The 26,936-nt window shown below is 65.4% G+C and carries 32 protein-coding genes; 25 read left to right on the top strand and 7 right to left on the bottom strand.

Going from position 1 to position 26,936, the window contains the following annotated elements; all coding sequences use genetic code 11:
- The first annotated feature begins 6 nt into the window (after positions 1–6).
- From AC3A43_RS01595 to AC3A43_RS01585, 3 genes are read left to right on the top strand one after another with little or no spacing between them, the layout of a single operon-like run.
- On the top strand, positions 7–324 hold the full coding sequence (locus tag AC3A43_RS01595) for a DUF1294 domain-containing protein (protein ID WP_487790799.1): 318 nt from the start codon (positions 7–9) through the stop codon (positions 322–324).
- Positions 325–337: 13 nt separating this feature from the next.
- A complete protein-coding gene (locus tag AC3A43_RS01590) occupies positions 338–1,333 on the top strand; it encodes an aspartate carbamoyltransferase catalytic subunit (protein WP_487790798.1) in 996 nt (331 codons plus the stop codon).
- The gene (locus AC3A43_RS01585) at positions 1,324–2,547 is read left to right on the top strand and encodes a dihydroorotase (protein WP_487790797.1); all 1,224 of its coding nucleotides are present in this window, start codon (positions 1,324–1,326) and stop codon (positions 2,545–2,547) included. Before AC3A43_RS01590 ends, AC3A43_RS01585 begins: the two co-directional genes overlap by 10 nt.
- Positions 2,548–2,574: 27 nt before the next feature.
- Here the strand turns inward: AC3A43_RS01585 and serB are convergent, their stop codons facing one another.
- Positions 2,575–3,459, bottom strand: a complete 885-nt coding sequence (gene serB, locus AC3A43_RS01580; RefSeq protein WP_487790796.1) for a phosphoserine phosphatase SerB — start codon at positions 3,457–3,459, stop codon at positions 2,575–2,577.
- On the opposite strand from serB, the gene miaA reads away from it, so the two are divergent.
- The 11 genes from miaA to AC3A43_RS01525 all read left to right on the top strand — a co-directional run bounded on the left by miaA (position 3,458) and on the right by AC3A43_RS01525 (position 13,197).
- Positions 3,458–4,417, top strand: coding sequence for a tRNA (adenosine(37)-N6)-dimethylallyltransferase MiaA (miaA, locus tag AC3A43_RS01575; RefSeq protein ID WP_487790795.1), 960 nt, complete (start codon positions 3,458–3,460; stop codon positions 4,415–4,417). The two genes, serB and miaA, sit on opposite strands and share 2 nt — an antisense overlap.
- Positions 4,418–4,489: 72 nt before the next feature.
- Positions 4,490–6,244, top strand: coding sequence for a biosynthetic-type acetolactate synthase large subunit (ilvB, locus tag AC3A43_RS01570; protein ID WP_487790794.1), 1,755 nt, complete (start codon positions 4,490–4,492; stop codon positions 6,242–6,244).
- Positions 6,245–6,249: 5 nt separating this feature from the next.
- Positions 6,250–6,765 (top strand): acetolactate synthase small subunit, encoded by a 516-nt coding sequence (ilvN, locus tag AC3A43_RS01565; protein WP_487790793.1) that lies wholly within the window; start codon positions 6,250–6,252, stop codon positions 6,763–6,765.
- A 103-nt stretch (positions 6,766–6,868) separates the two neighbouring features.
- Positions 6,869–7,909: a ketol-acid reductoisomerase gene (gene ilvC / locus AC3A43_RS01560; protein WP_487790792.1), complete on the top strand. Its 1,041-nt coding sequence runs from the start codon at positions 6,869–6,871 to the stop codon at positions 7,907–7,909.
- A gap of 39 nt (positions 7,910–7,948) precedes the next feature.
- Positions 7,949–8,563, top strand: a complete 615-nt coding sequence (locus AC3A43_RS01555) for a DUF6151 family protein (RefSeq protein WP_487790791.1) — start codon at positions 7,949–7,951, stop codon at positions 8,561–8,563.
- A 93-nt stretch (positions 8,564–8,656) separates the two neighbouring features.
- Entirely contained in the window at positions 8,657–9,793 is a 1,137-nt protein-coding gene (locus tag AC3A43_RS01550; RefSeq protein ID WP_487790790.1) for an 8-amino-7-oxononanoate synthase, read from the top strand.
- On the top strand, positions 9,790–10,398 hold the full coding sequence (bioD, locus tag AC3A43_RS01545; protein ID WP_487790789.1) for a dethiobiotin synthase: 609 nt from the start codon (positions 9,790–9,792) through the stop codon (positions 10,396–10,398). The genes AC3A43_RS01550 and bioD overlap by 4 nt, the downstream gene beginning before the upstream one ends.
- On the top strand, positions 10,395–11,642 hold the full coding sequence (locus AC3A43_RS01540; protein ID WP_487790788.1) for an adenosylmethionine--8-amino-7-oxononanoate transaminase: 1,248 nt from the start codon (positions 10,395–10,397) through the stop codon (positions 11,640–11,642). Before bioD ends, AC3A43_RS01540 begins: the two co-directional genes overlap by 4 nt.
- A gap of 69 nt (positions 11,643–11,711) precedes the next feature.
- Positions 11,712–12,056, top strand: coding sequence for an Imm8 family immunity protein (locus tag AC3A43_RS01535; protein WP_487790787.1), 345 nt, complete (start codon positions 11,712–11,714; stop codon positions 12,054–12,056).
- A gap of 122 nt (positions 12,057–12,178) precedes the next feature.
- Positions 12,179–12,586 carry a DUF805 domain-containing protein gene (locus AC3A43_RS01530; protein WP_487790786.1) on the top strand — a complete coding sequence of 136 codons (408 nt, stop codon included), beginning with the start codon at positions 12,179–12,181 and terminating at the stop codon, positions 12,584–12,586.
- A 203-nt stretch (positions 12,587–12,789) separates the two neighbouring features.
- Entirely contained in the window at positions 12,790–13,197 is a 408-nt protein-coding gene (locus AC3A43_RS01525; protein WP_487790785.1) for a hypothetical protein, read from the top strand.
- A 226-nt stretch (positions 13,198–13,423) separates the two neighbouring features.
- On the opposite strand, the gene AC3A43_RS01520 is transcribed toward AC3A43_RS01525, so the two are convergent.
- Entirely contained in the window at positions 13,424–14,533 is a 1,110-nt protein-coding gene (locus tag AC3A43_RS01520; protein WP_487790784.1) for a helix-turn-helix transcriptional regulator, read from the bottom strand.
- Between the two features lie 193 nt (positions 14,534–14,726).
- On the opposite strand from AC3A43_RS01520, the gene AC3A43_RS01515 reads away from it, so the two are divergent.
- From AC3A43_RS01515 to leuA, 4 genes are all read left to right on the top strand, one after another.
- Positions 14,727–15,368: a YceI family protein gene (locus AC3A43_RS01515; RefSeq protein WP_487790783.1), complete on the top strand. Its 642-nt coding sequence runs from the start codon at positions 14,727–14,729 to the stop codon at positions 15,366–15,368.
- 87 nt (positions 15,369–15,455) lie between these two features.
- A complete protein-coding gene (locus AC3A43_RS01510; RefSeq protein WP_487790782.1) occupies positions 15,456–15,821 on the top strand; it encodes a hypothetical protein in 366 nt (121 codons plus the stop codon).
- Positions 15,822–15,948: 127 nt separating this feature from the next.
- Complete coding sequence (locus tag AC3A43_RS01505; protein WP_487790781.1) at positions 15,949–16,446, top strand: rhodanese-like domain-containing protein; 498 nt, start codon at positions 15,949–15,951, stop codon at positions 16,444–16,446.
- Positions 16,447–16,649: 203 nt separating this feature from the next.
- Positions 16,650–18,314, top strand: coding sequence for a 2-isopropylmalate synthase (gene leuA / locus AC3A43_RS01500; RefSeq protein WP_487790780.1), 1,665 nt, complete (start codon positions 16,650–16,652; stop codon positions 18,312–18,314).
- Positions 18,315–18,521: 207 nt separating this feature from the next.
- Here leuA and AC3A43_RS01495 read toward each other — a convergent pair whose 3' ends face one another.
- Positions 18,522–18,875, bottom strand: coding sequence for an endonuclease domain-containing protein (locus AC3A43_RS01495; protein WP_487790779.1), 354 nt, complete (start codon positions 18,873–18,875; stop codon positions 18,522–18,524).
- Positions 18,876–19,232: 357 nt separating this feature from the next.
- Here AC3A43_RS01495 and AC3A43_RS01490 point away from each other — a divergent pair, with 357 nt between their 5' ends.
- From AC3A43_RS01490 to AC3A43_RS01470, 5 genes are all read left to right on the top strand, one after another.
- Positions 19,233–19,949 (top strand): hypothetical protein, encoded by a 717-nt coding sequence (locus tag AC3A43_RS01490; protein WP_487790778.1) that lies wholly within the window; start codon positions 19,233–19,235, stop codon positions 19,947–19,949.
- Positions 19,946–20,263, top strand: a complete 318-nt coding sequence (locus AC3A43_RS01485) for a hypothetical protein (RefSeq protein WP_487790777.1) — start codon at positions 19,946–19,948, stop codon at positions 20,261–20,263. The genes AC3A43_RS01490 and AC3A43_RS01485 overlap by 4 nt, the downstream gene beginning before the upstream one ends.
- Complete coding sequence (locus AC3A43_RS01480) at positions 20,260–20,553, top strand: hypothetical protein (protein ID WP_487790776.1); 294 nt, start codon at positions 20,260–20,262, stop codon at positions 20,551–20,553. The genes AC3A43_RS01485 and AC3A43_RS01480 overlap by 4 nt, the downstream gene beginning before the upstream one ends.
- 123 nt (positions 20,554–20,676) lie before the next feature.
- Positions 20,677–21,660 carry a hypothetical protein gene (locus tag AC3A43_RS01475; protein ID WP_487790775.1) on the top strand — a complete coding sequence of 328 codons (984 nt, stop codon included), beginning with the start codon at positions 20,677–20,679 and terminating at the stop codon, positions 21,658–21,660.
- 90 nt (positions 21,661–21,750) lie between these two features.
- Positions 21,751–22,371, top strand: coding sequence for a hypothetical protein (locus AC3A43_RS01470; protein WP_487790774.1), 621 nt, complete (start codon positions 21,751–21,753; stop codon positions 22,369–22,371).
- A 34-nt stretch (positions 22,372–22,405) separates the two neighbouring features.
- Here AC3A43_RS01470 and AC3A43_RS01465 read toward each other — a convergent pair whose 3' ends face one another.
- Positions 22,406–22,702 (bottom strand): hypothetical protein, encoded by a 297-nt coding sequence (locus AC3A43_RS01465; protein WP_487790773.1) that lies wholly within the window; start codon positions 22,700–22,702, stop codon positions 22,406–22,408.
- A gap of 397 nt (positions 22,703–23,099) precedes the next feature.
- On the opposite strand from AC3A43_RS01465, the gene AC3A43_RS01460 reads away from it, so the two are divergent.
- Positions 23,100–23,438 carry a hypothetical protein gene (locus AC3A43_RS01460; protein WP_487790772.1) on the top strand — a complete coding sequence of 113 codons (339 nt, stop codon included), beginning with the start codon at positions 23,100–23,102 and terminating at the stop codon, positions 23,436–23,438.
- 8 nt (positions 23,439–23,446) lie between these two features.
- On the top strand, positions 23,447–23,668 hold the full coding sequence (locus AC3A43_RS01455; RefSeq protein ID WP_487790771.1) for a hypothetical protein: 222 nt from the start codon (positions 23,447–23,449) through the stop codon (positions 23,666–23,668).
- On the opposite strand, the gene AC3A43_RS01450 is transcribed toward AC3A43_RS01455, so the two are convergent.
- The 3 genes from AC3A43_RS01450 to AC3A43_RS01440 all read right to left on the bottom strand — a co-directional run bounded on the left by AC3A43_RS01450 (position 23,665) and on the right by AC3A43_RS01440 (position 26,862).
- Positions 23,665–24,720: a choice-of-anchor A family protein gene (locus tag AC3A43_RS01450; protein WP_487792003.1), complete on the bottom strand. Its 1,056-nt coding sequence runs from the start codon at positions 24,718–24,720 to the stop codon at positions 23,665–23,667. The genes AC3A43_RS01455 and AC3A43_RS01450 overlap by 4 nt on opposite strands.
- Before the next feature lie 160 nt (positions 24,721–24,880).
- On the bottom strand, positions 24,881–25,552 hold the full coding sequence (locus tag AC3A43_RS01445) for a DUF6445 family protein (RefSeq protein ID WP_487790770.1): 672 nt from the start codon (positions 25,550–25,552) through the stop codon (positions 24,881–24,883).
- Positions 25,549–26,862 carry an RNA polymerase sigma factor gene (locus AC3A43_RS01440; protein ID WP_487790769.1) on the bottom strand — a complete coding sequence of 438 codons (1,314 nt, stop codon included), beginning with the start codon at positions 26,860–26,862 and terminating at the stop codon, positions 25,549–25,551. Before AC3A43_RS01440 ends, AC3A43_RS01445 begins: the two co-directional genes overlap by 4 nt.
- Positions 26,863–26,936 lie beyond the last annotated feature (74 nt).

Here is a 26,936-nt window from a genome sequence, read left to right as displayed (position 1 = left end):
GCGCGGTTGACCGAATATATCCTCTACTGGCTGGTCGCCGCGAACCTGATCGCCTTCGTCCTCATGGTCCTCGACAAGCGCAAGGCCGAAGCGGGTGACCGGCGCATTCCCGAAAGCACCTTGCTTCTCTGGGCCTTCGTCGGCGGCGCGTTCGGCACCGTCGCCGCGGCGCGCCTCGTCCGTCATAAAACGCGCAAACAGCCCTTCGCGACATGGATGTTGATCTGGCTCTGGCTAGACATCCTTTTGCTCATCCTGTGGGCGGCTGGAATATTGCAGCCGTGGATCGCCTCGGCGCTTGCCTATTTGCGCGCCGCTACTTAAACGCTCGGCTTTAATGACAAGCTCCACACTCCGACCCGCCAGCGACTATCCGCCCGGCGGCGATGCCTTTCGCCATCGCCACCTGATCGGCATCGCCCAGCTGACCCCGTGGGAGATCAGCTATGTCCTCGACGCCGCCGAAGAGTGGGTCGACCTGAACCGCAGTGGCGCCGCGAAGCATGACGACCGGCTCGCGGGCCTCACGATCATCAACGCCTTTTTCGAAAACTCGACGCGCACCCTGCTGTCGTTCGAAATCGCCGGAAAACGCCTCGGCGCCGACGTCGTCAACATGCACGCCGCGCAGTCGAGCGTGAAAAAGGGCGAGACGCTGATCGACACCGCGATGACGCTCAACGCGATGCGCGCCGACGCGATGGTGATCCGGCATGGCAGCTCGGGCGCGGTCCAGCTCATCGCGAGCAAGGTCGACTGCCCCGTGCTCAATGCGGGCGACGGCCGACACGAGCATCCGACGCAGGCTTTGCTCGACGCGCTCACGATCCGCCGCCGCAAGGGCAAGGTCGAGGGCCTCACCATCGCGATCTGCGGCGACGTCCTCCACAGCCGCGTCGCGCGCTCGAACATCCTCGCGCTCACCCTGCTCGGCAACGACGTGCGCATTGTCGCACCGCCGACGCTGACCCCGCCCGCGATGGACCGCATGCATGTGACGACCTTCACCGACATGGACGAGGGTATCAGGGACGCCGACGTCGTGATGATGCTCCGCCTCCAGAACGAACGCATGGACGGCGCCTATCTGCCGTCGCCACGCGAATATCATGCGCTCTACGGCCTCACCCCCAAACGTCTCGAAAAGGCCAGGCCCGATGCGATCGTCATGCACCCCGGCCCGATGAACCGCGGGGTCGAAATCGACAGCAGCGTCGCCGACGATCCTATGCGCTCGACAATCACCGAACAGGTCGAAATGGGGGTCGCGGTCCGCATGGCGTGCCTCGACATATTGACGCGCCGCAAGCGGGGGGTCGCCGGATGGAATTGAAACCGCTCCTCATCGCGAACGCACAGCTGATCGACGGCGACACGCCGCGCCCGGGCAGCCTGCTGGTCGTCGATGGCCGCATCGCCGCGATCGACCCCGCCGACATTCCAGACGGCACCGAGACCGTCGATGCCAAAGGGCAGTGGCTCGCGCCGGGCATCATCGATCTCGGCGTCTTCGCGACCGACAAGCCCGCCTTTCACTTCGGCGGCATCACCCGCGCCGCGCTGATGCCCGACGCCGGGCCGCTCGATAACCCCGGGCTCGTCGAGCGCGCGGCCAAGGGCGGCAAGCCCGACCTCTGGGTCCATCCGCTCGCCGCCGCGACCAAGGCCCTCGAAGGCCGCGAACTTGCCGAAATCGGCCTGATGAAACAGGCGGGCGCGCGCGCCATCGCCACCGGCCGCGGCCGCATCGCCGACAGCGGCGTGATGCGCCGTGTGCTCGCCTACGCCGCCTCGCTCGGCCTCGTCACGATCATCCACGCCGAGGATGAAGGGCTGACCGCCGGCGCGGTCGCGACCGACGGCGAGATGGCGACGCGCCTCGGCCTCGCCTCCGCCCCCGCCGTCGCCGAAGCGATCGCGATCGCGCGCGACCTTGCGCTCGTCGAGGAAACCGGCGCGCCCGTCCATTTCCGCCAGGTCACCACTGCGCGCGGGCTCGCGCTTGTTCGCGAAGCCAAGGCGAAAGGCCTTCCCGTGCTTTGCGGCATCACCCCCGCGCACCTGCTGCTGTCGGATACCGCGATCGGCGATTTCCGCACCTTCGCGCGCCTGTCGCCGCCGCTCCGGTCGGAGGATGATCGTCACGCCTGCCTCGCCGCGATTGCCGACGGCACGATCGACATCCTCGCCTCGGGCCACGACCCGCGCGGCCCCGAGGACAAGCGTCTGCCCTTTGCCGAGGCTTTGCCCGGCATGGCGGGCGCCGAAACGCTGCTCGCGCTCGGCCTCGGCCTCGTCCGCGACGGCCATATCTCTCCCGGCCGCCTGTTCGAACTGCTCGCCGCCACCCCCGCCTGCCTGCTCGGCGTCGACGCGGGCAAACTCGCGGTAGGCAAGCAGGCCGACCTCATCCTCGTCGACGAAGGCACGCCGTGGCAGGTCGATGCCAAGAAGATGGCGGCTTATGCGGGCAACACCCCCTTCGACGGCATGCCCGTGCAGGGCCGCGCGACGATGATGTGGAAGGGCGGCCAGCGAATCCGTTAGACTTGGCGCGAAACCGCCAAGCCCGCCTCACCCCAGCACCCAGCTTCGCCGCGGATAGCCCTGCGCCCACAACAGCGCGGTCAGATCGTGATGCCGGATCACCGCCGCCGCCGCCTCGCCCGCCGACGGATGCGGATAAAATCCGATCCCCAGCCCCGCCGCGGTGATCATCGGAATGTCGTTCGCGCCGTCGCCGACCGCCAGCGTGTCGGCCAGCGGCAGGCCGTGCCGCGCGGCTTCGGCCTTCAGCGTCTCGAGCTTGGTCGCGCTGTCCACGATCGGCTCGCGCACCTTGCCCGTCAACTTGCCGCCCGCAATCTCCAGTTCGTTCGCGACGACCCGATCGAAACCGATCGCCTCGCCCACCGGCCCGGCAAACGCCGTAAAGCCGCCCGAAATCAGGATCGAATGCGCGCCATGCGCCTTCATCGTCTGGACCAGCGTCCGCGCGCCGCGCGTCAACCGCACCCGCTCCATCCGGCAATCGACCAGCGTCGATTCCGCCATGCCCGCAAGCAGACCGACGCGCTCGGTCAGCGCGGCGCGGAAATCGAGTTCGCCGCGCATCGCGCGCTGGGTGATCGCCGCGACCTCGTCCTTGATCCCCGCATAATCGGCCAGCTCGTCGATGCATTCGACGGTGATCATCGTCGAATCCATGTCGGCGATGATCAGCTTTTTGGTCCGGTCGCCGAGCGGCTGGACGACGATATCGAGCGATCCATGGTCCATCTGCGCCAGTTCCTTGCGCGCGCTGACCAGGCTGCCGTGGAAGACAATATCGGCCGCGTCATGCTCGTCGATCCAGTGCGGCGCGCCGACATCATGTCCCGTCGCCGCCAGCCGGTCGATTCCCTCGCGAACCACCTCGTCGGTCAGCTTTCCTGCTGCTATCAACGTCGCGACGAACATGGCATCTCCTTTTATCTCTTCGGCGCACAAGCCGCCTGTCGCGCTTATCGCCGGACCCACCGCCAGCGGCAAGAGCGCTTTGGCGGTCGCACTTGCAAAATCGCTCGGAAACGCGGTCGTCGTCAACGCCGACGCCAGCCAGGTCTATGCCGACCTCGCCATCCTCTCGGCGCGGCCGACCGACGCAGAGATGGACGGCGTGCCGCACCGCCTCTTCGGCCATATCGACGCCGCCGAGGCGCATAATGCCGTGCGCTGGGCGGAGGAGGCGCGCGGCATCATCGCCGAAGCGCATGCCGACGGACGAGTCTCGATCCTCGTCGGCGGCACCGGCCTGCATATGCGCACCCTGCTCTACGGCATCGCGCCGGTGCCCGAGATCGATCCCGAAATTCGCGAGGCGGTCCGCGCGCTTCGCGTGGCCGACGCCCATGCCGCGCTCGCCGCGGCCGATCCCGACGCCGCCGCCCGCCTCAACCCCGCCGACACCACGCGCGTCGCACGCGCGCTCGAAGTCGTGCGCTCGACCGGCCGCACCCTCGCCGACTGGCAAAAGGCGATCGAGGGCGGCATCGCCGACCAGATCGCGCTCGCCCCGCTGATCCTCCTGCCCCCGCGCGAATGGCTACGCGCCCGCTGCGACGCGCGCCTCGTTCAGATGTTCGGCCATGGCGCGGTCGAAGAGGCCGAAGCTCTGCTCGCACGCGGACTCGACCCCGACCTGCCCGCGATGCGCGCGATCGGCGTCCCCCAGATCGCAAGCCACCTCCGCGGCGAAATAACCCGCGCCGAAGCGCTCGAGCTGACGCAAGCCGCCACCCGCCAATATGCAAAGCGCCAGTTTACGTGGTTCCGAAACCAGTCACCGGCCGAATGGTCGCGCCATGAAGAGTCACTAAACATCGATTCTATCGACAATTTAGCAACAATATTACGTGATAGACTGTTGACAGGATAGAATCATACACCTATTGCCCGCAGCCCTGTTGCAGCGCACAAGCGCGGCGATTTTTGCGGAAAGGAGTTTGTCGTGACGGAAATGAGTGGTGCCGACATGGTGGTTCAGGCGCTGGTCGACCTCGGGGTCGATACGGTGTTCGGCTATCCGGGCGGCGCAGTCCTTCCCATCTATGACGCGCTCTATAAGCACCCCACGATCAAGCACATTCTCGTCCGCCACGAACAGGCGGCAACGCACGCGGCCGAGGGTTATGCGCGCTCGACCGGCAAGCCCGGCGTCGTGCTCGTCACCTCGGGCCCCGGCGCGACCAACGCCGTCACCGGCATCACCGACGCTTTGCTCGACTCCATTCCGATGGTCGTGCTGACCGGACAGGTGTCGACCGCGCTGATCGGCACCGACGCGTTCCAGGAATGCGACACCGTCGGCATCACGCGCCACTGCACCAAGCATAATTATCTGGTGATGGACCCCGACCGCCTCGGCCCGATCCTGCACGAGGCCTTTCATATCGCGACCCACGGCCGTCCCGGCCCGGTGGTGATTGACATTCCGAAGAATGTGCAGGTCGCGACGGGCCGGTATGAGATTCCCGAAAAGATCGCGCACAAAAGCTATCGCCCGCAGGTCGAACCCGACGCCGACGCCATCGCACAGGCCGTCGCGATGATCGCCGCGTCCGAACGCCCGATCTTCTACACCGGCGGCGGCGTGATCAATGCCGGCCCCGACGCCAGCGCCGCGCTGCGCCAGCTCGTCGCGCTCACCGGCGCGCCGGTCACCTCGACCCTCATGGGCCTCGGCGCCTTCCCGTCGGACGATGACAAATGGCTCGGCATGCTCGGCATGCACGGGACGTTCGAGGCCAATATGGCGATGAACCGCGCCGACCTGATCATCGCGGTCGGCGCGCGCTTCGACGACCGCGTGACGGGCCGCCTCGACGCCTTCTCGCCCGATTCCAAGAAAATCCACATCGACATCGACCGCAGCTCGATCAACAAGATCATCCCCGTCGATCTCGCGGTCGTCGGCGATGCCGGCCGCGCGCTCGATGCGATCATCGCGGGCTGGCAGGATGCGGGTCACAAGGCACGCGACCTTGGCGAATGGTGGCGCCGCGTCGACGGCTGGCGCGCGACGCGCTGCCTCGACTTCCCCGAAAAGAAGGAAGCGTCGGCCGAAATCATGCCGCAGCGTGCGGTGAAGGCACTGTTCGACGCAACGCGCGGCATGGACCCGATCATCACGACCGAGGTCGGCCAGCATCAGATGTGGGCGGCGCAGCATTTTGGCTTCGCGGCCCCGAACCGCTGGCTCACCAGCGGCGGGCTCGGCACGATGGGTTATGGCTTCCCCGCGTCGGTCGGCGCGCAGATCGCGCACCCCGATCGCCTCGTCATCTGCATCGCGGGCGAAGCCTCGCTGCAAATGAACATCCAGGAAATGGGCACGGTCGCGCAATACCGCCTGCCGGTGAAGATCTTCATCCTCAACAATGAATGGATGGGGATGGTCCGCCAGTGGCAGGAACTGACCTATGAAAGCCGCTATTCGAACAGCTATTCGGACAGCCTGCCCGATTTCGTGAAGCTTGCCGACGCCTATGGCTGGACGGGCCTGCGCATCGACACGCTCGGCGAACTCGAGGACGGCATCCAGACGATGATCAACACCCCGGGTCCGGTGATCGTCGACTGCCGCGTCGCGCAGCTCGCCAACTGCTTCCCGATGATCCCGTCGGGCGCCGCACACACCGAAATGCTCCTCCAGCCGAGCGACGTCACCGGCACGATGGACGACGAAGCCAAGGCACTGGTGTAAAACATATGAAAATCAAAACCGAAGCCGGCGAGCGCCATGTGCTCGCCATCACCGTCGATAACGAAGCCGGGGTGCTCGCCAAGATCACCGGGCTGTTCACCGCGCGCGGCTATAATATCGAAAGCCTGACCGTGGCGGACATCAGCTCCGACCACGCGCTCAGCCGCATCACCATCGTCACCTCGGGCTCGCCCGCAATTATCGACCAGATCATCGCGCAGCTCGACCGGCTCGTCCCCGTCCACTCGGTCACCGACCTTGCCGACGGCGGCGCGCATGTCGAACGCGAGATCGCGCTGGTCAAGGTCACAGGCACCGGCGACAAGCGGATCGAAGCGCTGCGCATGGCCGACGTCTTCCGCGCGAAGGTCGTCGACACGACGCTCACCAGCTTCATCTTCGAAATCACCGGAACGAGCGACAAGGTCGACCGCTTCATCGCGCTGATGCGCGAATGCGGCCTCGTCGAGGTCGGCCGCACCGGCGTCGTCGCCATCGCCCGCGGGGCGGAGGCGGTCTGAGTTTACGCATTTAGGTTTCAACCATCGTCACCCCGGACTCGATCCGGGGTCCATGGATGCCGGATCAAGCCCGGCATGACGAAAACGAGCAGGGAAGAATGACATGCAAGTCTATTATGATCGCGACGCCGACCAGGATCTGATCAAGGGCAAGAAGGTCGCCGTCGTCGGCTATGGCAGTCAGGGCCACGCCCACGCGCAGAACATGCGCGACAGCGGCGTCAAGGATGTCGCGATCGCGCTCCGCCCCGGCTCGGCAACCGCGAAGAAGGCCGAAGCCGCGGGCTTCAAGGTGCTTTCGAACAAGGAAGCCGCCGAATGGGCCGACGTGATCATGATCGCCGCCCCCGATGAGGCTCAGGCAAAGATCTACGCCGACGACATCGGCCCGAACATGAAGCCCGGCGCGGCGCTCGCCTTCGCGCACGGCCTCAACATCCACTTCGGCCTGATCGACGCGCGCCCCGACATCGACGTCTTCATGGTCGCGCCGAAGGGCCCCGGCCACACCGTCCGCAGCGAATACCAAAAGGGCGGCGGCGTCCCCTGCCTGATCGCGGTCGCGCAGGAAGCGCAGGGCGCGGGTTCGTCGGGCAACGGCTTCGCCAAGGCGCTCGCCCTCTCCTACGCCTCGGCCGTCGGCGGCGGCCGCAGCGGCATCATCGAGACGACTTTCAAGGAAGAGTGCGAAACCGACCTCTTCGGCGAACAGGCCGTGCTTTGCGGCGGCATCACCCACCTGATCCAGGCGGGCTTCGAAACGCTCGTCGAGGCGGGTTACGCCCCCGAAATGGCCTATTTCGAATGCCTCCACGAAACCAAGCTGATCGTCGACCTCCTCTATGAAGGCGGCATCGCGAACATGCGCTATTCGATCTCGAACACCGCCGAATATGGCGACATCAAAACGGGTCCGCGCATCATCACCGAGGAAACGAAGAAGGAAATGAAGCGCGTCCTCGCCGACATCCAGTCGGGCCGCTTCGTCAAGGACTTCGTGCTCGACAATCAGGCCGGCCAGCCCGAATTGAAGGCCAGCCGCAAGGCCGCCGCCGCGCACCAGATCGAACAGGTCGGCGGCGAACTGCGCGCGATGATGCCGTGGATCGCCAAGAACCAGCTGGTCGACAAAGCGAAGAACTGATTGCTTCCGCAATCGCGGGCAAGGAGCTACGGACGGCCGATGTCATCCGATCTCTCCTTCGCCTGCGACTGCGGGACCGTTTCGGGAACGCTGACCCATGTTGGCCCCGGTCAGGGCGATCATGTCATATGCCATTGCACCGACTGTCAGGATCTCGCCCGCCACCTCGGCCATTCGGAACGCGTGCTCGACGCGCATGGCGGCTCGTCGCTCTATCAGGCGCGATGCGCGCGGGTGCAGCTCACGTCCGGCCGCGACCAGCTCGCCTCTGTTCACCTGACCGACAAGCCGACGCTGCGCTGGTACGCCAAATGCTGCGGCATGCCGCTGTTCAACACCTATGCGAACGGGAAGATTCCCTATGTGACGGTCCAGCTCGGCGCGTGCGATCCCGCAACGCGCGAGCAGCTGGCCGGTCCGCCGCGCGGACATCTTTTCACGCACGACGGGATCGGCGACACAAGTCACCTCCGCAAAATGAGCATGGCAGCGTTGATGTGGCGATTTTTTCCCCGCATGATCAAAGACATCGTATCGGGCGACCGTCGGCGGTGCGCGTTGTTCGACGCCGAAACGCTGGAACCGATCGCCACGCCGCACCGGCTCACCAGCGAAGAACGGCAGGCTCTGAGGCAGGGCAAAGCCGCAGCTTAGAAAATATCGTCGTTCCCGCGAAAACGGAAACCTGGCCCACGGACGTCCAGGCCGGGTTCCCGCTTTCGCGGGAATGACAAACAAGGAGGATATGTGCCAAACTCTCCCTTCGACGCCCACCGCGCCGATCTCACAGCATTGGCCGCCCAAAGCCGCCGCCGCGCGCTCGCGCCCCGCGCCGGCCGCGATTTCGCGTCGAACGACTATCTCGGCCTCGCCGATTCCGAAGCGCTCCGCAGCGCGCTCGCCGCGGGCATCAAACGCGGCCTCCCCGCGGGCTCGGGCGGCTCGCGCCTGCTGCGCGGCAATCACGAAGAGCATGAAGCGCTCGAAGCCCATGCCGCGCGCCACTATGGCAGCGAAAGCGCGCTCTTCTTCCCCACCGGCTTCGCCGCCAACGCCGCGCTGTTTGCAACGCTCCCGCAGCGCGGCGACCTCGTCGTCCATGACGAGCTCATTCACGCCAGCGCGCACGACGGCATGAAGCTCGGCCGCGCGGGCACCATCGCCGCCGCGCACAATGATGCACAATCCTTCGACGACATCATCACCCGCTGGCGTGCGGGCGGTGGCGCCGGGATGCCGTGGATCGCGGTCGAAAGCCTCTACTCCATGGATGGCGACCGCGCCCCGCTCGCCGATCTCGCCGCCGTCGCCGACCGCCACGACGGCGTGCTCGTCATCGACGAGGCGCACGCTACCGGCGTGTTCGGCCCCGGCGGCGCGGGCCTCGCGCACGGCCTCCGCCGCCGCGACAATCTCGTCACCCTCCACACCTGCGGCAAGGCCTTGGGCGCAGAAGGCGCGCTGCTCTGCGCCCCCGCGATCGCCACCGACTTCATCGTCAACCGCGGCCGCCCGTTCATCTTCTCGACCGCACCGTCGCCGCTGATGGCGTGGCTCGTCCGTCAGGCGATCGAGATCGTCGCGAACGAGCCCGAGCGGCAGGCGCGCCTCCACAGCCTCGTCCGCCACGCCGCCGAGCGCCTCGTGCCGCTCGGCATCCCCGCCAGCGGCACCCAGATTCTGCCCGTGATCATCGGCGACAACGACCGCACGATGCGCATTGCGGGCAGCCTGCAGGGCGCGGGCTTCGACATTCGCGGCATCCGCCCGCCGACGGTGGCCGAGGGCACCGCGCGGCTGCGCATAGCGATCACGCTCAATGTTGACGAAGCCAACATCGACGCGATGGCCGACATTTTGGCGCAGGCGATGGCGACCGCATGACCCGCTTCGTCGTCACCGGCACCGACACCGGCATCGGAAAGACCATTTTTTCCGCCGCCCTGGCGCAGGCGACCCGCGCGCCTTACTGGAAACCGATCCAGTCGGGGCTCGAAGACGAAACCGATACCCAAGTCGTCGCGCGCCTCGCGGGCGTGCCCGTCCTTCCCGAAGCCCACCGGCTCGTCACCCCCGCCTCGCCGCACCGTGCCGCCGAAATCGACGGCGTGACCATCGACCTTGAATCGCTCGCCCCGCCCCCCGGCGACCTCATCGTCGAAGGCGCCGGCGGCGCGCTCGTCCCGGTGACGCGCACCAGCCTCTACGCCGACCTGTTCGCGAAATGGCAGATCCCCGTCATCGTCTGCGCGCGCACCAGCCTCGGCACGATCAACCACAGCCTGCTCACGATCGAAGCCTTGCGCGCGCGCGGCGTCCCGATCCACGGCCTTGCCTTCCTCGGCGACGCGGTCGCGGACAGCGAGGCGATCATCGCAGAGATATCGGGCATCCGCCGGCTGGGCCGGTTGCCCATCATCGATCCGCTGACGCGCGAGAGCCTCTCGACGGCGTTCGCCGCCAGTTTCAACCTCGCGGATTTCGCATGACCTCCCCCGTCTGGCACCCCTTCACCCAGCACGGCCTCGGCGATCCCATCCCGCTGATCAGCCACGCGAAAGACGCCAAACTCTACGCCGCCGACGGGCAAAGCTGGATCGACGCCATCTCGTCATGGTGGGTCACCACCCACGGCCACGCCCACCCGCGCATCATGGCCGCGATCCGCGCCCAGTCCGAAAAGCTCGACCAGCTGATCTTCGCCGGCTGGACGCACGAACCCGCCGAAAGCCTCGCCGCCGAACTGATCCGCATCACCCCCGGTCCGCTCACGCGCGTCTTTTTTTCGGACTCGGGCTCGACCAGCGTCGAGGTCGCGCTCAAAATGGCGCTCGGCTACTGGTATAATATCGGCGAGCCGCGCAGCCGCATCCTCGTCCTCGAACACAGCTATCATGGCGACACGATCGGCACGATGTCGGTCGGCGAGCGCGGCGTCTACAACCGCGCCTGGCAGCCTTTGCTCTTCGACGTCGACACCATCCCCTTCCCGCACGAGGGCATGGAGCAGGCCACGCTCGACGCCCTCGAAGCCGCCTGCGCGCAAAAGCCTGCCGCCTTCATCGTCGAACCGCTCATCCTTGGCGCCGGCGGCATGCTCATTTATCCCGCGTGGGTGCTCGCCGAGATGCGCGCGATCTGCGCGCGCCACAATGTCCTCTTCATCGCCGACGAGGTGATGACCGGCTGGGGCCGCACCGGCACACGCTTCGCCTGCGATCAGGCGGGCGTCATCCCCGATATCGTCTGCCTGTCGAAGGGCCTTACCGGCGGCGCACTGCCCCTCGCGGTGACGCTCTGCATCGAGCCGATTTTCGAAGCGCATTGCTCGACCGACCGCGCCAGAACCTTCTATCATTCGAGCAGCTACACCGCGAACCCGATCGCCTGCGCCGCCGCGAACGCCAACCTAGCCATCTGGCGCGACGAGCCCGTTCAGCAGCGGATCGACACCCTCGCCGATGCACAGGCCGCACATCTCTCGCTGCTCAGCCACGACCCGCGCGTCGCCAACCCGCGCCGCCTCGGCACCATCGCCGCGCTCGACATCGTCGTTCCCGACTCCGGCTATCTCTCGAACCTCGCGCCGCGCCTGATCGCCTTTTATCGCGATCATGGCGTGCTGCTCCGCCCGCTCGGCAACACCGTCTATGTCATGCCGCCCTATTGCATCACAGCGGACGAACTCGCGCAGGTGTGGAGCGCGATCGGGACGTCGCTCGACATCATTTGAAGAAGACTCTCCCGCAATGACCGCTAACGACCGATTGCGGACATTGTGCCTCTAAACTAATCTGGCGCGATGGAAGCAGAACTTAGATCGCTTGCTACGCAAGATGGGGAATTCCTGACCGACATCCGGCCTGTCGGAGATTTGTTCTGTATCACCGTCCGCGCTGAAATTGGTTCCAGGGGCAGCGTCGGAGCGGATCTGTTCGATTTTGACGTTTGTTCGCCAAGCTGGCTCGATTCCGAACTCGATCGATACCCAGTGCTGCCCGGTGGCCAGAGGCTATTCATGCGTAAGTTCGATGCCGACGCGGTGGAACTATATGTTCGCAAGCGCCTTCGGCACGCCACCGGTGCAAAATGGCATGAAATCGCAAGTAAAATTGGCGAATGGGCGCGATGGGAGTTTGCGGACTAAAAGGCCGGTGTCCGCTTTCCACCCCAAAACCGACATCCGAATCAACCACCTGTAAACCTCATTCGGCTACACGGCCCGTTGCGGGAGGGGGCTCCCGCATAAGGACTAACGGGGGGGATCCTATGGACTGGATGCTGATGCCGCTCATGCGCTACGCCGATTTCAACGGCCGGTCGCAGCGCATGGAATATTGGATGTTCACGCTCTTCTACCTGCTCATGATCGCCCTGCTCGTCGGCCTCGCGATATTTTTCGGCAGCCCCGCCGGCGAAGATCATACGCTCGCCGAAAATTACTTCCTCGCCGTGACCGGCCTTTTCGTGCTCGGCACGATCGTCCCGTCGATCGCGGTCACCGTCCGGCGGCTGCACGATCAGGACAAATCGGGCTGGTTCTATCTGATCAGCTTCGTTCCCTATGTCGGCGGCTTCGTCATGCTCATCTTCATGTGCCTCGAAGGCACGGTGGGCCCGAACCGCTATGGCCCCGACCCCAAGGGCGGCATCGGCTATAACGACGTCTTCGCCTGACCCGGCTTCGCAGCGCGCGCGATACGGACGGGGGTTGGTTTTTCCCGATTGATCGCCATCTGATACGCATCGCCCCGACGCCGGCCGGCCGCCCCGAATTTCGCATCCGAAGCGAAGGGGTTGCGCCGGCAGTTCGGCTTAGGTTCATCTGCGCCGGCCAATCTGCGCCGCAGGGATATGGGGCATGGGAAACGCGATTTGTGATGACAAGAACGGCCGGCCTCCTCCCCCTTCTCGCGGCGCTCGCCTTCGCTGCTCCCGCGCTTGCGCAGAACGACAGCTCGCTTGCGCAGTCGAGCCAGCCGCCGCAGCGCACGTCGGTCCTTTATACCTATGGCGACGAACCCTGCCCCGAACCGCAAGGCGACGAGATCGTCGTCTGCGCGCAGCAACCCGAATCCGACCGCTACCGCGTTCCCAAGGAACTTCGCGAGGAGATCAAGGAAGATGTCCCGGCCGGCGGCGGCAGCTGGGCCTCGGCGGTCGAGGGGTATGACAATGTCGCCCGCGCCTCGCGCCCGAACAGCTGTTCGCCCGTCGGTTCTTACGGCTTCACCGGCTGCGCCTCGGCCGCGATGCGCCAATGGTTCGAGGAACGCCGCGCGCCCTGACGGCCCGGCGCCCGCGACCAGAAACTCGGCTCGTCGCATATACCCCGTACGGGGTATGCCGCCTCCATAAATCGCTGATATCGCGCCGCCTCAACGGGGCTAGATTGTGTGGGGGCAATCGAAAACCGGGCGCGGTCGCACCAGTGGCGCAGCGTCTGGCTGGGGATATCGGCGGTTGCGACCCACCGTCGATATCCTTTCCCGCCCCGCCCCCCGGCGGTCCTCTTCAGCGCAGCAACCGGTTCACCAACGCCGTCAATTCGGCCTCGCGCCCGACGTCGCTCTTGCGCAGGATCGACTTGATCTGCGTGCCCAGCGTCTGCGCGCTCGTGCCGCGCGCCGCCGCAATGTCTTCGCGTGCCTCGCCATTCGCCAGGCGCAGTGCGATTTCCGCCTCGGCCTCGGTCAGGCCCAGCGCCGCGCGCAACGGCACCGTCCGCGTCGCGGGGATATCCGCCGCCCGCCGCGCGACGACCAGCACGCGCGGATCGAAGCCGAAATCCCATTCGCGCCGCGGCAGGCGGAACAATTCGCACAGGACGCCGCCGCCCTCGCTGTCCTGCGGTGATCCGATCCATTGCTGCTGCATGGCCTCGCCGCCCAGCGCCCGGCTGAGCGCCGCCTGCACCGCGGCATCGGCATCGCGCCGCGTCGCGCCCAGCCGGCCCCGGCGCAGGCAGAGCGCCCCGTCCGATCGGTCGCCGACGATCGCCTCGGCCGCCGACGACAGCGCCGCGACCGCGCCGTGCCGGTCGATCAGGAACGCCGCGACGCCGATCGCGTCGAAGGCGCCGACGGTCATCGCGGCGCCGCGCTGCGCCATCGCCTGCTGCATCCGGACCGCCGCCAGCGCATAGGTCGCGCCCGCCGCGAACAGCTTCTGGTCGCGCCCTTCGCTCCGCCCCTCGCGCTCGGACCGCAGCGACGCCAGCCCGACGAGCAGCCCTTCGCCCGCGATCAGCGCGGTCTGGCAGCCATGCACGCCATCCCACTTGCGCACATGCTCCTCATAATCGTCGGTGCCGCTGTGCTGCCGCGCGATGTCGTAATGCGCCTCGTTCAATATCTCCATCGGCCGCCCGCTCGCGGCGATGCGCCAGTTGACCTCGGGCCGCCATGCCTCGATTTCCAGAAATTCGCGCTGATAGGCGGCGTCGATGTCGGGCATGAAGTTGAACAACGTCGCTTCGTTGCCGATCCCCAGCAATTGCGCGCGTGACGCCCCGGTCCGCCGCGCGAACAGGCGCAGCGCCGCATTCCAGCCGTCCGCCTCGAACGGCGCCGCCAGAAAGGCATTTTCAATCTCACCCGCTTCGCGGGCGAATAAGCTATCCATGAACGTCGGCCCCCCAGCCTTCGTGCAGACCCCATATTTCGCTGCATTGCAGCATGAAAGCGGGCACGGCACAAGCGGCTTGCGATGACGTGCGCCGTTGCAACCCGAACCGAAACGCTGCGTTTCCCGGGGACTTGTTGACGGCGTCCCGCCGCTTCGCCTAGCTTCGGCATCCCCAACAGGAGATTACCCCATGCGCCGCATCCTCCCCTACGCCGCTGTCGCCCTCGTCGCCGTCGTCGCGACCCCCATCGTCCTCGCCCAAGGCGCGGGCGCGCCCGGCGCCCCCGACAAGTCGCGCGTCACCGCGGGCACCTACGCCGCCGACGCCGGACACACGATGGTCGTGTGGGAAGTCGACCATCTCGGTTTCAGCAAATATACCGGCATCTTCGGCGACGTGACCGGCACGCTCGTCATCGATCCCAAAAATCTCGCCGCGGCCAAGGTCGACGTGACGATCCCCGTGTCGAAGGTCACGACCGCCAGCGCGGGCCTCACCAGCCACCTGCTTCGCGCGGGCAAGGACGGCGGCAAGGCCGATTTCTTCGGCGCCGCCCCCGCCGACGCCAAATTCGTCTCGACCAGCGTCGTCCTCGACGATGACGGCGACGAGGCGAAGGTCACCGGCAACCTCACGCTCAACGGCGTGACCAAACCTGTCACCCTCGACGTCGATTTCCACGGCGCGGGCGTCGGCATGAACAAGAAGGAAACCATCGGTTTCCAGGCCGAAACCACGATCAAGCGCAGCGACTTCGGCGTCTCGATGGGCATCCCCTATGTCAGCGACGCGGTCGAACTCGAAATCCACGCCGCGTTCGAAAAGCAGTAAGCGCGCGCCAATCTGTCACACGCGCTGCGTATGAACGGGGCGGGACCAGCGATGGTCCCGCCCCTTTTCGTACAAGGAGCCCTTGTGATGAGCGAACTGGTACGTGAAATTATCGAAGTGAACGCCTCGATCGACGGCGACGAGGAACAGCCGCTGCTGATCGTCGAGGTCGAGGGCCTCGCCCCCACCGCCGGCTGGGCGAATGTCCGGCTCGAGCCGCATGTCACCATCACCCCGCCCGACGACGGCGTGCAGGATTTCGACCTCGTCGGCGATCGCCCCCCTTCCCTTTCTTCAGGCGACGCCGCCGACGCGCTCACCGAAGTCGAAGCCGCATGGGAAGGTCCGCTGCAGGACTGGTGCATCGCCGTCCGCGTCCACGCGATCGACAATCTGATCGAGGACGAGATTTTCGAACCCTGGGACGAGGACGACGAGAGCGAAGCCGCCTGACGCTCGCATCCCGACGATCCCCTGCACTGCGCCGGGCCGCGGCAACCCAGCGGTCCGGCGTCATTTTCGGTTCATCACAGAGCCAGCCAAGGCGGCGTAGCCTCCCGTCATTCAAGGGAGGATCTTCATGCGCACCCTGCTTCTCGCTCTCGCCCTCACAGCGACGCCCGCCTTCGCCCAGAACGTCGCAACGCCCAATCCGCAGATCGACTATCCCGCCTTCCAGGCGCTCACCGCCAGCGTCGCCCCCGCGCGCGCCACCCGCCTCATCGCGTTCGACGCGTTCAAGGCGCAGGCCGCGAAGCCCGAAGCCCTCCTCCTCGACGCGCGCTCGAAGGACGCCTTCGCGCGCGGCCATATCAAGGGCGCGGTCAACCTGCCGCTCACCGATTTCACCGCCGAGAGCCTCGCCGCCGTGATCGGCGCGAACCCCGACCGCCCTATCCTCATCTATTGCAACAATAATTTCTCGAACCACCGCAGCCCCGTGCCGCTGAAATCGGCGGCCCTCGCGCTCAATATCCAGACCTTCATCAACCTCGTCGGCTATGGCTATCCGAACGTCCTCGAACTCGCAGACGTTGTCGATTTCAACGATCCGAAGGTGGAATGGGTCAAGGGCTGAGCCCGCCGCCCACGCAATTTTCGCATTCCCCTCTTGCATCGCGCGACATTTTAAACCAATAGCCTGCCCATGCGTGGCAACGCCCTTCTTCTTCTGCGACTTACACGCCCTTGGGCGTGACACTGGCTGCGCGCTAGTCGCGGCCACCCGCTCAAGGGTCCGATCGACACATAGCGCAACCACCCGAAGAAGAAGCAAACATCATGACCATGCTCCGCGACCCCTCGGTCAAATATAGTGCCTTTCCGCAGATTCCTCTGGCGAACCGCGAATGGCCCGGCCGCACGATCACCCAGGCCCCGATCTGGCTCTCCACCGACATGCGCGACGGCAATCAGGCGCTGATCGACCCGATGGATGCCGAGAAAAAGGCGCGCTTCTTCGACCTGCTCGTCCGCATCGGGCTGAAAGAAATCGAAGTCGGCTTCCCCAGCGCCGGCGCGACCGAGTTCGACTTCATCTCGGGCCTCGTCCGCGATGGCCGCATCCCCGACGATGTGACGCCCCAGGTCCTCACCCAAAGCCGCGCCGACCTCATCCGCACCAGCTTCGACAGCCTCGCGGGCGCCAAGACCGCGATCGTCCACGTTTATAACGCGGTCAGCCCCGCGTGGCGCAAGATCGTCTTCGGCATGGAGATGGCCGACATCAAACAAATCGCGATCGACGGCGCGAAACAGCTCCGCGACAATGCCGCGCGCCTGCCACAAACCAACTGGCGTTTCGAATACAGCCCCGAAACCTTCTCGACCGCCGAGCTCGATTTCAGCATCGAGGTGTGCGCCGCGGTGATGGATATCCTCCAGCCCACCACCGACAACCCGATCATCCTCAACCTGCCCGCGACGGTCGAGGCCGCGACCGCGAACATCTACGCCGACCAGATCGAATATTTCGGCAAGAACCTGCCGAACCGCGACCGCGCGCTGATATCCTTGCACACCCACAACGACCGCGGCACCGGCGTCGCGGCGGCCGAGCTCGGCCTGCTCGCGGGCGCCGACCGCGTCGAGGGCTGCCTGTTCGGCAATGGCGAGCGCACCGGCAACACCTGCCTCGTCACCATCGCGCTCAACATGTACACGCAGGGCGTCGATCCCGAACTCGACTTCTCGAACATCGACGAGGTCATCCAGACGGTCGAATATTGCAACCGGCTCCCCGTCCACCCGCGCCACCCCTATGGCGGCGAGCTCGTCTACACAGCGTTCTCGGGCAGCCATCAGGACGCGATCAAGAAAGGCTTCGCCGCGCGCGAACGCCAGAATGACGAGCGCTGGGAAGTCCCCTATCTCCCCATCGACCCCGCCGACCTCGGCCGCAGCTACGAAGCGGTGATCCGCGTCAACAGCCAGTCGGGCAAGGGCGGCGTCGCCTGGGTGCTCGAACAGGACAAGGGCCTGAAACTGCCCAAGAAGATGCAGGCAAGCTTCAGCCATATCGTCCAGGCGCTCGCCGACGAGACGAGCCGCGAACTCGGCGCCGAGGACATCTGGGGCGCCTTCGACCACGCCTATCTGGTGACCGAGGGCAAACGCTTCCAGCTCGTCGACTGGTCGGAGAGCCATGCCGGCACCGACCGCATCTTCGCCGGCAAGCTCACCATCGACGGCGCAACGCGCAGCGTCAGCGGCCGCGGCAACGGCCTGATGAGCAGCGTCATCGCCGCGCTCGCCGAGAGCGGCGGCCCGATCATGGACATCGTCGATTACAGCGAGCACGCGATCGGCCAGGGCAGCAATGTGCAGGCCGCCGCCTATGTCGAATGCCGCACCGCCGACGGAAAGAGCCTGTTCGGCTGCGGGCTGGACACCGACGTCGCGACGGCGAGCGTGCGGGCGATTTTGAGCGCCGCCAACGGCGCCTGAACAATCCTCCCTGTTGCGAAGCAATGGGGAGGTGGCAGCGGCGTAGCCGCTGACGGAGGGGCTTTTGGCGCTACCGTAGCAGCCCCTCCACCACCCTACGGGCGGTCCCCCTCCCCATGCCTTCGGCACAGGGAGGATTGAGTACGCCAACCTCCCTGTCGCGTAGCGATGGGGAGGTGGCAGCGCGAAGCGCTGACGGAGGAGCCATTAGCGCGACGCCAAAATCAACCGAACCAACCCCTCAACCACAGCATCCACATCCTTCAAAACATCCGAAGCCGCCACCCGAACCACAACAAACCCCTGCCCCGTCAACCACGCATCGCGCACAGCATCCCGCTCTACCCGAGCATCATGCACCAACCCATCAACCTCAACGATCATCCTGACATCCGGCGCATAGAAATCCGCCACATAGGCTCCCACCGGATGCTGCCGCCGAAACTTCACCCCACCCGGCCGCCCCCGCAGCCGCTGCCACAAAAGAACCTCGGGAGGCGACATCACCCGCCGCAACCCCCGCGCCACCTTCACCGTCGCCTTGGAAGTCGAACGCCCCACAACCCCTCCCCCACCAATCCTCCCTGCGGCGAAGCCATGGGGAGGTGGCAGCCGCAAAGCGGCTGACGGAGGGGCAATAACGCAACGCCCCAGCCCCTCCACCACCCTACGGGCGGTCCCCTCCCCACGCCTACGGCGCAGGGAGGAAATCAAAAACCCCAACCCGCCCCACCCCGGACCAAACCCCCAAATCCTCCCTGTCGCGAAGCGATGGGGAGGGGGACCGCTCGCGCAGCGAGTGATGGAGGGGCCAGTGCGACCCAGCAACAATGACTCAACATTAGCTGGACTGAATATATTCGACGTTTTAGTTTCCATTTCTTCACGTTGAAGTTGGAAAGGGAATATCTCAGTCTAATGAGCAAACGAACCCGATCTCCTCTTGAAATGCTATTTTGGTCGGTGGGTGTGGTAACCATACTGATTGCTGCAGCACTGACGCCCGTTGCGGTCCTTAGTGCTGCCAGCGCAACTCCTCATACGCTCACGATCCGGTCCAGCGAAGGTCTTCAGCTAGCGCCCAAGGATGAAAAAGAATGGTACGAGCGAGGCTGGTGGCCGTTGGTAGGGGCGGGCGGCGCCTTAATCATTACCAACGCCATATCAGTCCGGGTCGTCTATGTGCAGGCAGCCAAGTCGTTCAACGCGGTTCTGCGACAGCGCAAGATCGAACTGTTGTCCACATCGCTCAACGAATTTTACAATCCGCTGCTGGCACTGATCGACATTAACGGCGAGATCTTTGCCAAAACCGGTCCGAAATCCTTTCCAAAAGAGGAACCTGGACTCAGCGCAGCCGGACTTGTGTGGCAAGGAACAAAGAAAAAAATTCTTACCAATAATGCCGACATTGAACAAATCTTACGGACTAAGTCGCATCTTATCCAAGGTCCCGACACACTTGAGGCATATCAACCGCTGCTTTTGCATGTCGCTATGTACGAAACGTTCCAAGAGATTGAAACGGACCTCTATAAGCAGTTCCTATTCCCGGCTGGAATTCGTGATCACATAGCACAGCAACGGTTAGCCGTCCTCGAAACCTACTATCATGCCTCGGGAGAGCAAATTTGAGCACCTATTGGCTGCGAAGCAAGTTGGAGAGAGAGAGCGATGCGGTAACTGACGGGGGTGATCCGGTCGTGACGATCACGCACAATACAGGAACAGTCAGAGTCTATTGCCCAAATCCTAATGAATATGTCGTCGATGCCGATGTCGTCGACAAGGCAGTTGGACTAGGTGCCAACATAATTGCTTATGCAACGACGTGGTGCAAGGCGACCTATGAAGCCAAAGCCTACGGTCAGGCCAACGGTATAGAGGTAATACCTTATGCCGGTCTATTCGCGATGCTGCGAAGGAGGGGCGTGGAGTTCTACAATTGAGAGATTGGCTGCGTCATAATTTCGGCCCGTATCATCGCTTCATCATTGGTGCATATCTGTTCGGTTCGATGCTCGACCCAACACGATCTCCGCGCGACGTCGATCTCGTGCTTGTAACGGTGGGTAACGCCGGTGAACCGGAATGGCAGCAGGTCCGCACCGTCCGAGACGCAGTTGCCCCACTTTTCAAGGCCGAATTCGGCCTTCCTCTATCCGCCATGGTCCTGACCCTTGCAGAATGGCGCGAAATCGATGGCGTGATCGTCCGCGAGCGAGAGTCACTGTGGTAGCCGACCAAGCAAACCCCACCGAAGCCGTAGTTCCTCATCAAGCTTATCGTGTCAAAAACCCTTTCCTACAATTCACCTATATGGTTCATTCTTTTGGTTTCACCTAACCGAAAGGACGAATCGATGGACGACGCCGCGCATAACCCCGCCACCATCCCCGCCCCCGGCAGCTATCATTGGACCCCAAAACTCCAGCGCGAGTTTCTCGAAGCCTTCGCCACCAACGGGTCGGTGAAGATTTCGGCGGCCAAGGTCTCCATGTCGCCGTCCGCGGTCTATCAGCTGAAGCAGCGGCCCGAGGGCGCGGCGTTCAGGCTCGGCTGCGCCGCGGCGCTGCTGATCGCGCGCGGGCGGCTCGTCGACGAGCTGCTCGACCGCGCGATCTGGGGGCATGACGAGACCGCCGAGCTGCTGCGCGAGGAGGGCCGCAGCTTTGCCAAGCGCCGCCGCATCGATAGCCGCCTCGGCCTCGCGATGCTCGCGCGGCTCGACAAGATGGTCGAAACGCGCGCGCGCGCCGGCGAAGAGATGTTCGCGCAGATCATCGCCGGTGACTGGCCGGGCTTCCTCTCGCTCTTCGACGCGGTCGAAGCTTTGGCGCCCGACAGCGCCGGGGGCGCAACCCCATCTGACGCCGCGGACGCAATCGCGTCGCCGCCCGAAGGGCTCGCCGCCGCGCTTGCACTCTGGCTCGCCGGGCGCGACAACCGCGCCAATCCGCTCGCCGCGCTCTGGAAAAACACGTCGATTGCGAATGAAGTTGCGCAGATTTCCGCCGATCCGGCCCCCCGCCCCCCTGCCGAACGGACCGCCGACGATCGCGCCGCCGAAATGACCGTCTGGACCGACCATGAAACCGGCCAGCGGCGCACCGATTTCCCGCCCCCCGCCGGTTTCATCGGCATCGAAATCGGGAAATTCGGCGATAATCATTACGAACGCAGCATGGACCCCGACGAGGAAGACGCGTTCCGGGCGGCATGCGAAGCCGATCTCGCGCCGCTGCGCGCCGCCGGAGAGGTCGCCCGCCGCGCCTTCTTCGCGCTCCCCGCCGCCGCGAACGATCCGGCGCCCGAGGGCGGAAATCGCAAGCAGGCGACGGGATAGGCCGCGCGGCGCGGCGGCAACATGGGCAGGCAGCGCCGACGCTTCACCGCGTTAGGCCGATCGTTACCCTCGCCCGGATAGGAAACGCCGATGGCCGCGCAGAACATATCGCTGGAGAATGAGAAGGCCGACTTTCTCACTCGCTTTCGCGGCGAGACCGGGCATCTCGTCTATTCGACGTCGCCGGGCGGCGAAGGGCGCCTGGTGTCGGAGGACGAGGCGGTGCATTTCGTCACCGAATTCACGCTGCTTGCCGATCGGCACGCCCGCCGCTTCGGACGGTCGGTCTGGGCGTCGGTGCTGCTGCTCATCCTCTTTTCCACCGTCGGTCTCGCCTATGCGATGCCCTTGTTCGTCGGGCTCGGGCTGCTCGCGATGTTCGGCTGGTGGTACGTGGCGATCGCGCAGCGCATCATCCGCGCCCGCTTCAAATATCGGGTGTGGAAGGCGGTCGCGCATAACGCCCCGGTGCGTGCGCTCACGCGCCACGAAAAGATCGCGCGCGGCTTTGCCGTCAGCGCGCGGCAATGGATCGGGATCGGCGCCGCGCTTGTCGTCTACATCGCGTTGAATGCCCCGCCGCGCGCGCTTCCACCGCACTGGCGCGACCTGCAGATGCTGGCGATCGGGCTGGTAATATATGGCTCGCTTGTTGCCCTGCTCGCTTATGCGGGCTTCCGGCTCGTCAAGCGGCTTCGCGGGCGTGGCTGAGGAAAGGCCGGCGAAGGGCCGCGCCGCCGCGCGGCTAGTCGACGACCCAATAATCGGCCGCCCCGCCCGGTTCGAACCCGCGGCGGCAGATTATTTCGCCGCCCTGCGTCAATTCGGCCCATGCGCCGATCGGCTCGCGCTCCATCATCACCAGCGCCGCGGCGACATCCTGCGCCTCGAACGCAACGCGCTTCTCCATCCCGAACCACGCATCCTGATATCGCAGCACAAAGGTCGTCAGAACGGGGGATTCGGCTGGCGCATCGGGACGCGGCAGACAGTCGCATTCGCCGTCGCCGGAGCCGCTGGAATATTGCTGGGGGAACTTCATGGGGGAGAACCTTCGGTGGGGGAAACGAAGGGGGCGGTCCCGACGGCTGGTCCAGCCGTGACCGCCGCCGGGGCGAAAAGCGATTGGGTCTTGATGCATCTCCTCACCGCGCTCTGGCCCGCGCGGACGTACGAACAGCACCTCCATGACGACGCGCAATGTCCGAAAACTATTCCTTATCATTGCCATAGGGCGCGTCGTCGGCCCCGATCCGTTCGACCGGCAGCCCTTCCGAATCGACAAACGACTTGACGGTAGCGGTCGAAGAACCGCGGTTTCCCCGTCTTACAATTCCCGGCCGCGTCCCCATATACACCCTATCGCGGCACGCGTTTTTCGTAGGCCGTCGCGGCTGGGAGACATAGGCGCTCCCGCTTACAAGAAGGAGCCGCGCCCCATGACCACCGATAACAGCCCCGCCGACCTCGACGCTGCCGACCGCGACACGGCCGCCCCTGCTCCGGCCGACGAAGCCGCGCCCGCAAAAACCCGCTCGAACCGCTTCTTCCGCCCCAGCCGCACCGCGCTGCCCCGCGACGACGCGCGGCGACAGGGCGACATCAGCCAGCTCGCCTTCCTGACCATGGGTGGGCGCGACCCCGCGATCGCCTTCCTCAACACCGAAAACGCCGAACTCGGCGGCCGCCCGCTCGCGCTCGCAACCGCCAGCGCGGAGGGCTATGAACAGGTCGCCACCGCGATCCGGGCGTGGGGTCGCGATCCGGGCTTCGAATGAGCCGCGCGATGAACCTCGCGCTGCCCGAAGACGAGGTGAAGGACATCTGCCTGTCGCAAGGGGTCAGCATCAGCGCGATCGAGCCGCTCCAGTCGGGCGGCACCCGCCTGATCTGCACCACCGCCGCCGGCGCCGAGGAAATGCGTCTGCGCCTGCGCGGTCACCTTATCGACGGCGCGGTCACCCGCCACCGCTTCTATCGTCCGCCGGGCGCGCAGGGGGGATATTAGCGCCGACGCCGACGCCGCAGCATCAGCCCCGCAACCCCCAGCCCGAACAGGCCGACCATCCCGGGCCCGGGAACCGGCGTCGCGCCGCCACCGCTCGAACTGTCACCGCCGCTCGACCCGCCGCCCGTCGGCAACGTCGCATATCCGCCCTTGAACGTCCCGATATGCATCTCGCCATTCTGCTTCAGGTTGCCGAACACCGCCGACCCCTGGATATAATTGCGCGTTTCGGCATCGGCGAGCGGCGCCAGCACCGATCCGCCCCATGCGGTCGACAGCGACAGCGTCTCGGCCTCGGGGAAGTTCCAGATCACCCGCTCGCCCAGATTATTCGTGCCGCCGAGGAAATTATCGTTGAGGTTGATCGACCGGCCAGTGACGTTGACGATCGCGGTGTCGGCACCGTTCAGGTTGAACTGGATCTCGCCGATCCTGTCGAGGTCGGCCGCGGTGATGTTGAACACCGCCAGCCCCTGCGCATTCGGCTGCGCGGTGAAAGTGCCGCGGTTGCCCTGCACCGTCAGCTGGCTGTTCGACTTGAGCGTGCCCATCTCGAACGACAGGCTGCCCATACTGCTCTTCAACTCGGCCTTGCTCTGTTGCAGCCCCAGTCCGAACGCCGGATTGCTCGCATCGAGATTCGAAATCACTATGTTCTGGTTGACGTTGGTTTTGCTGATCGTCCCGCCGACCTTCACCGTCTGGCTCGGGCCGTTGAGGTTGAAGCCGCTCGACACATTGCCGCCGATCACTGCGCCCGACCCGTTGTTGAGATTCTTGTGGCTGCCGGTAACGTTGCCGACGACGGTCAGTCCCGGCTGTCCATTCGGCGAAGTCGTCGCACGGATTCCGTAATTCGACGAATTGCCGCTGAGATTGCCGCCGACAAAGGTCCGCCCCTCGACCTCGGAAGACGATTCCAGATTGCCGAGGACGACCAGATTCCACTCGCGCAGCGCCTCGACACCGGTGATCGGCTTGCTCTGGGCCAGCACGGGAAGCGCCAGCGAAGCCGCGATCAGCGCGGCGGGGAACAGGATGCGGGTCGTCAAGGCCACGGGCGTTACTATCCATATTTCAAAGGGAAAGGCGGGGCGCCCATAGGGCGTTCGTCGCCGGACTTACACCGAAGTGCGATGGGCCGTTGTCCCGTTCCGGAACATCGGCCGGAAATCGTCGCGAAGCTGTGCCAAAATCACGGTGGACGCGGCTTTAACCGATGGAGAAGAAGCCGGTTACCGTCAGCCGCCCGGCGCCGGGTTTCATCGACAGCGCATTCCCAGGCGAGATCGCCCCGCTGTGGAGGTTCCAGCTGCGATAGAGCAGCGCCCGATTATAGCGTGCTGACTCGGTACGGAAGCATTCGAACAATGGCGTATCGCCCAGCACATATCCGGGCGGCGGTACTCCGCCGTGGCGCATTTCAATATCGAGGTGACGAAAGAACAGGTCGCGCCGCCTTTCGCCCACTGTCTCGAACCCCGTCGCGCGGTGGCGAAAAAAGGCAGTGCCGTCGCCGCCTTCGAGCGACAGATAATGGACAAGCGCGATGCGATCCTCGGTAAAGGCGTCGACATGCGGCAGGCGCTGGGGGATGGTCAGGGCGCCTGCCGGGGTCGAGACGATCGAAAAGCTCGCGTCGACGACGGCGACCGGCCCGGTCCGGCCGAACGCTTCAGCGGCCGCGGCGGCGATGAGCGGTAGTTGGGTCGCCAGATATTCGGCGGGCAACGCCGCACGCACACCGGGAAAATGGTTGAGCGCCGGTGTGAAGCCGGCCGCCTCTGCGAAACGCCGCAAGCCATCGGGATCGGGTGCGAAATCGTCGAGGATTACAAGCGGCTGCGCCTCGGTTCCCATCGTCTCCATACGAACCGACGTCATCCGGCGCACGCCGCCGCGCGCGCGAGCAGGAAGTCGCGTTCGCGCTCGTTATTTGTCAGCGCCGCCGCTGCCTCGAATTGCGCCCTTGCCTCGCCTGGCCGCCCGGCGCGGAGCAGGAAGTCGCCGCGAGCAGCGGGTAGTGGCGCATAATGGCGAAGCGCCGCCCGATCGGCGATCTCGTCGACGAGCCGCAACCCGGCTTCCGGACCGAACGCCATGCTGTGCGCGACCGCGCGATTGAGTTCGACCACCGGCGACGGCATCACTCGTCCCAACCGATCGTAAAGCGCGGCGATGCGGACCCAATCGGTGTCGTCGGCCGAGCGGCCGCGGGCATGACACGCCGCTAGTGCCGCCTGCAATGCATAAGGTCCCTCGCTCCCGCCCAGCGTCTCGGCACGCTCCAAAGCATTGAGCCCGCGGCGGATCAGCAACTGGTCCCACCGCGCCCGGTTCTGCTCGGTCAAAGGCACAAAGCGCCCGTCGGGCCCGGCCCGCGCCGCCAGCCGTGACGCCTGAATCTCCATCAGCGCAAGCAGCCCCAGTACCTCGGGCTGTTCGGGCATCAACCCGGCGAGGATGCGCGCGAGCCGCTGCGCCTCGGCGCAGAGTGGCGGGCGGACGAGCGACGGCCCCGCGGTCGCGGCATATCCTTCGTTGAAGATCAGGTAGACAACTTCGAGCACCGACCCGAGCCGCGCCGAAAGCTCCGCCCCATGCGGCACCTCGAACGCCACCCCGGCTTGGGCAATCGCTTTCTTGGCCCGTGTAATCCGCGCCGCGATCGCCGCCTCGTTCGACAGGAAAGCGCGCGCGATTTCTTCGACCGTCAACCCACCGACCAGACGCAGCGTCAGCGCAGCGCGCGCCTCGCGCGAAATCACGGGGTGACAGGCGGCGAAGATCAGCCCGAGCAGTTCGTCGCCTAGCGGATCGTCGAGCGCCGCCGCAATGGCGTCTGCGCTCATGTCGCGCTCCTCGTCCAGTTCACGTGCGATTTCGGCGTGCTTGCGCTCAAGCATCGCATGGTGCCGAACCCCGTCGATCGCCCGCCGCTTCGCCGCGGCGGTCAGCCAGGCGCCCGGATTGTCGGGTACCCCGGTCTTCGGCCATTCGGTCAGCGCGATGACCAGCGCCTCCTGCGCCAGTTCCTCGGCGCGGTCGACGTCGCGAGTCATCCGGGCGAGCACGGCGATCAGCCGCGCCCGCTCGATTCGGAACACCGCCTCGATCGCCCGATGGGTTTCGTCTGCCGCCATCCCCGCCTTGTCAGCGAAGATCGCTGGCGAGGCAAGCATGGAGGCGGACATCAAAGATCATTCGCCAGCGAGTTTGTCGCGCAGCCGCTGATCGCGTTCAGCGACCTCGGACGTCACCGCGTCGC

Source organism: Sphingopyxis sp. Soil_C_28, assembly GCF_057657055.1.
Note: the sequence above shows the minus strand (reverse complement) of the source record. Positions and strands in the feature narration are given on the sequence as shown.

Bases quoted from the DNA above. Each gene is read 5' to 3' on its own strand.
- AC3A43_RS01505 (WP_487790781.1), top strand. From the start codon at position 15,949: ATGCGCACCCTGCTTCTCGCTCTCGCCCTCACAGCGACGCCCGCCTTC.
- ilvN (WP_487790793.1), top strand. From the start codon at position 6,250: ATGAAAATCAAAACCGAAGCCGGCGAGCGCCATGTGCTCGCCATCACC.
- ilvC (WP_487790792.1), top strand. From the start codon at position 6,869: ATGCAAGTCTATTATGATCGCGACGCCGACCAGGATCTGATCAAGGGC.
- AC3A43_RS01465 (WP_487790773.1), bottom strand. From the start codon at position 22,702: ATGAAGTTCCCCCAGCAATATTCCAGCGGCTCCGGCGACGGCGAATGC.
- bioD (WP_487790789.1), top strand. From the start codon at position 9,790: ATGACCCGCTTCGTCGTCACCGGCACCGACACCGGCATCGGAAAGACC.
- AC3A43_RS01475 (WP_487790775.1), top strand. From the start codon at position 20,677: ATGGACGACGCCGCGCATAACCCCGCCACCATCCCCGCCCCCGGCAGC.
- AC3A43_RS01520 (WP_487790784.1), bottom strand. From the start codon at position 14,533: ATGGATAGCTTATTCGCCCGCGAAGCGGGTGAGATTGAAAATGCCTTT.
- AC3A43_RS01525 (WP_487790785.1), top strand. From the start codon at position 12,790: ATGACAAGAACGGCCGGCCTCCTCCCCCTTCTCGCGGCGCTCGCCTTC.
- AC3A43_RS01470 (WP_487790774.1), top strand. From the start codon at position 21,751: ATGGCCGCGCAGAACATATCGCTGGAGAATGAGAAGGCCGACTTTCTC.
- AC3A43_RS01440 (WP_487790769.1), bottom strand. From the start codon at position 26,862: ATGTCCGCCTCCATGCTTGCCTCGCCAGCGATCTTCGCTGACAAGGCG.
- AC3A43_RS01515 (WP_487790783.1), top strand. From the start codon at position 14,727: ATGCGCCGCATCCTCCCCTACGCCGCTGTCGCCCTCGTCGCCGTCGTC.
- AC3A43_RS01455 (WP_487790771.1), top strand. From the start codon at position 23,447: ATGAACCTCGCGCTGCCCGAAGACGAGGTGAAGGACATCTGCCTGTCG.
- AC3A43_RS01460 (WP_487790772.1), top strand. From the start codon at position 23,100: ATGACCACCGATAACAGCCCCGCCGACCTCGACGCTGCCGACCGCGAC.
- AC3A43_RS01535 (WP_487790787.1), top strand. From the start codon at position 11,712: ATGGAAGCAGAACTTAGATCGCTTGCTACGCAAGATGGGGAATTCCTG.
- AC3A43_RS01510 (WP_487790782.1), top strand. From the start codon at position 15,456: ATGAGCGAACTGGTACGTGAAATTATCGAAGTGAACGCCTCGATCGAC.
- AC3A43_RS01555 (WP_487790791.1), top strand. From the start codon at position 7,949: ATGTCATCCGATCTCTCCTTCGCCTGCGACTGCGGGACCGTTTCGGGA.
- AC3A43_RS01445 (WP_487790770.1), bottom strand. From the start codon at position 25,552: ATGACGTCGGTTCGTATGGAGACGATGGGAACCGAGGCGCAGCCGCTT.
- AC3A43_RS01540 (WP_487790788.1), top strand. From the start codon at position 10,395: ATGACCTCCCCCGTCTGGCACCCCTTCACCCAGCACGGCCTCGGCGAT.
- miaA (WP_487790795.1), top strand. From the start codon at position 3,458: ATGGCATCTCCTTTTATCTCTTCGGCGCACAAGCCGCCTGTCGCGCTT.
- AC3A43_RS01585 (WP_487790797.1), top strand. From the start codon at position 1,324: ATGGAATTGAAACCGCTCCTCATCGCGAACGCACAGCTGATCGACGGC.
- AC3A43_RS01590 (WP_487790798.1), top strand. From the start codon at position 338: ATGACAAGCTCCACACTCCGACCCGCCAGCGACTATCCGCCCGGCGGC.
- AC3A43_RS01490 (WP_487790778.1), top strand. From the start codon at position 19,233: ATGAGCAAACGAACCCGATCTCCTCTTGAAATGCTATTTTGGTCGGTG.
- AC3A43_RS01530 (WP_487790786.1), top strand. From the start codon at position 12,179: ATGGACTGGATGCTGATGCCGCTCATGCGCTACGCCGATTTCAACGGC.
- leuA (WP_487790780.1), top strand. From the start codon at position 16,650: ATGACCATGCTCCGCGACCCCTCGGTCAAATATAGTGCCTTTCCGCAG.
- serB (WP_487790796.1), bottom strand. From the start codon at position 3,459: ATGTTCGTCGCGACGTTGATAGCAGCAGGAAAGCTGACCGACGAGGTG.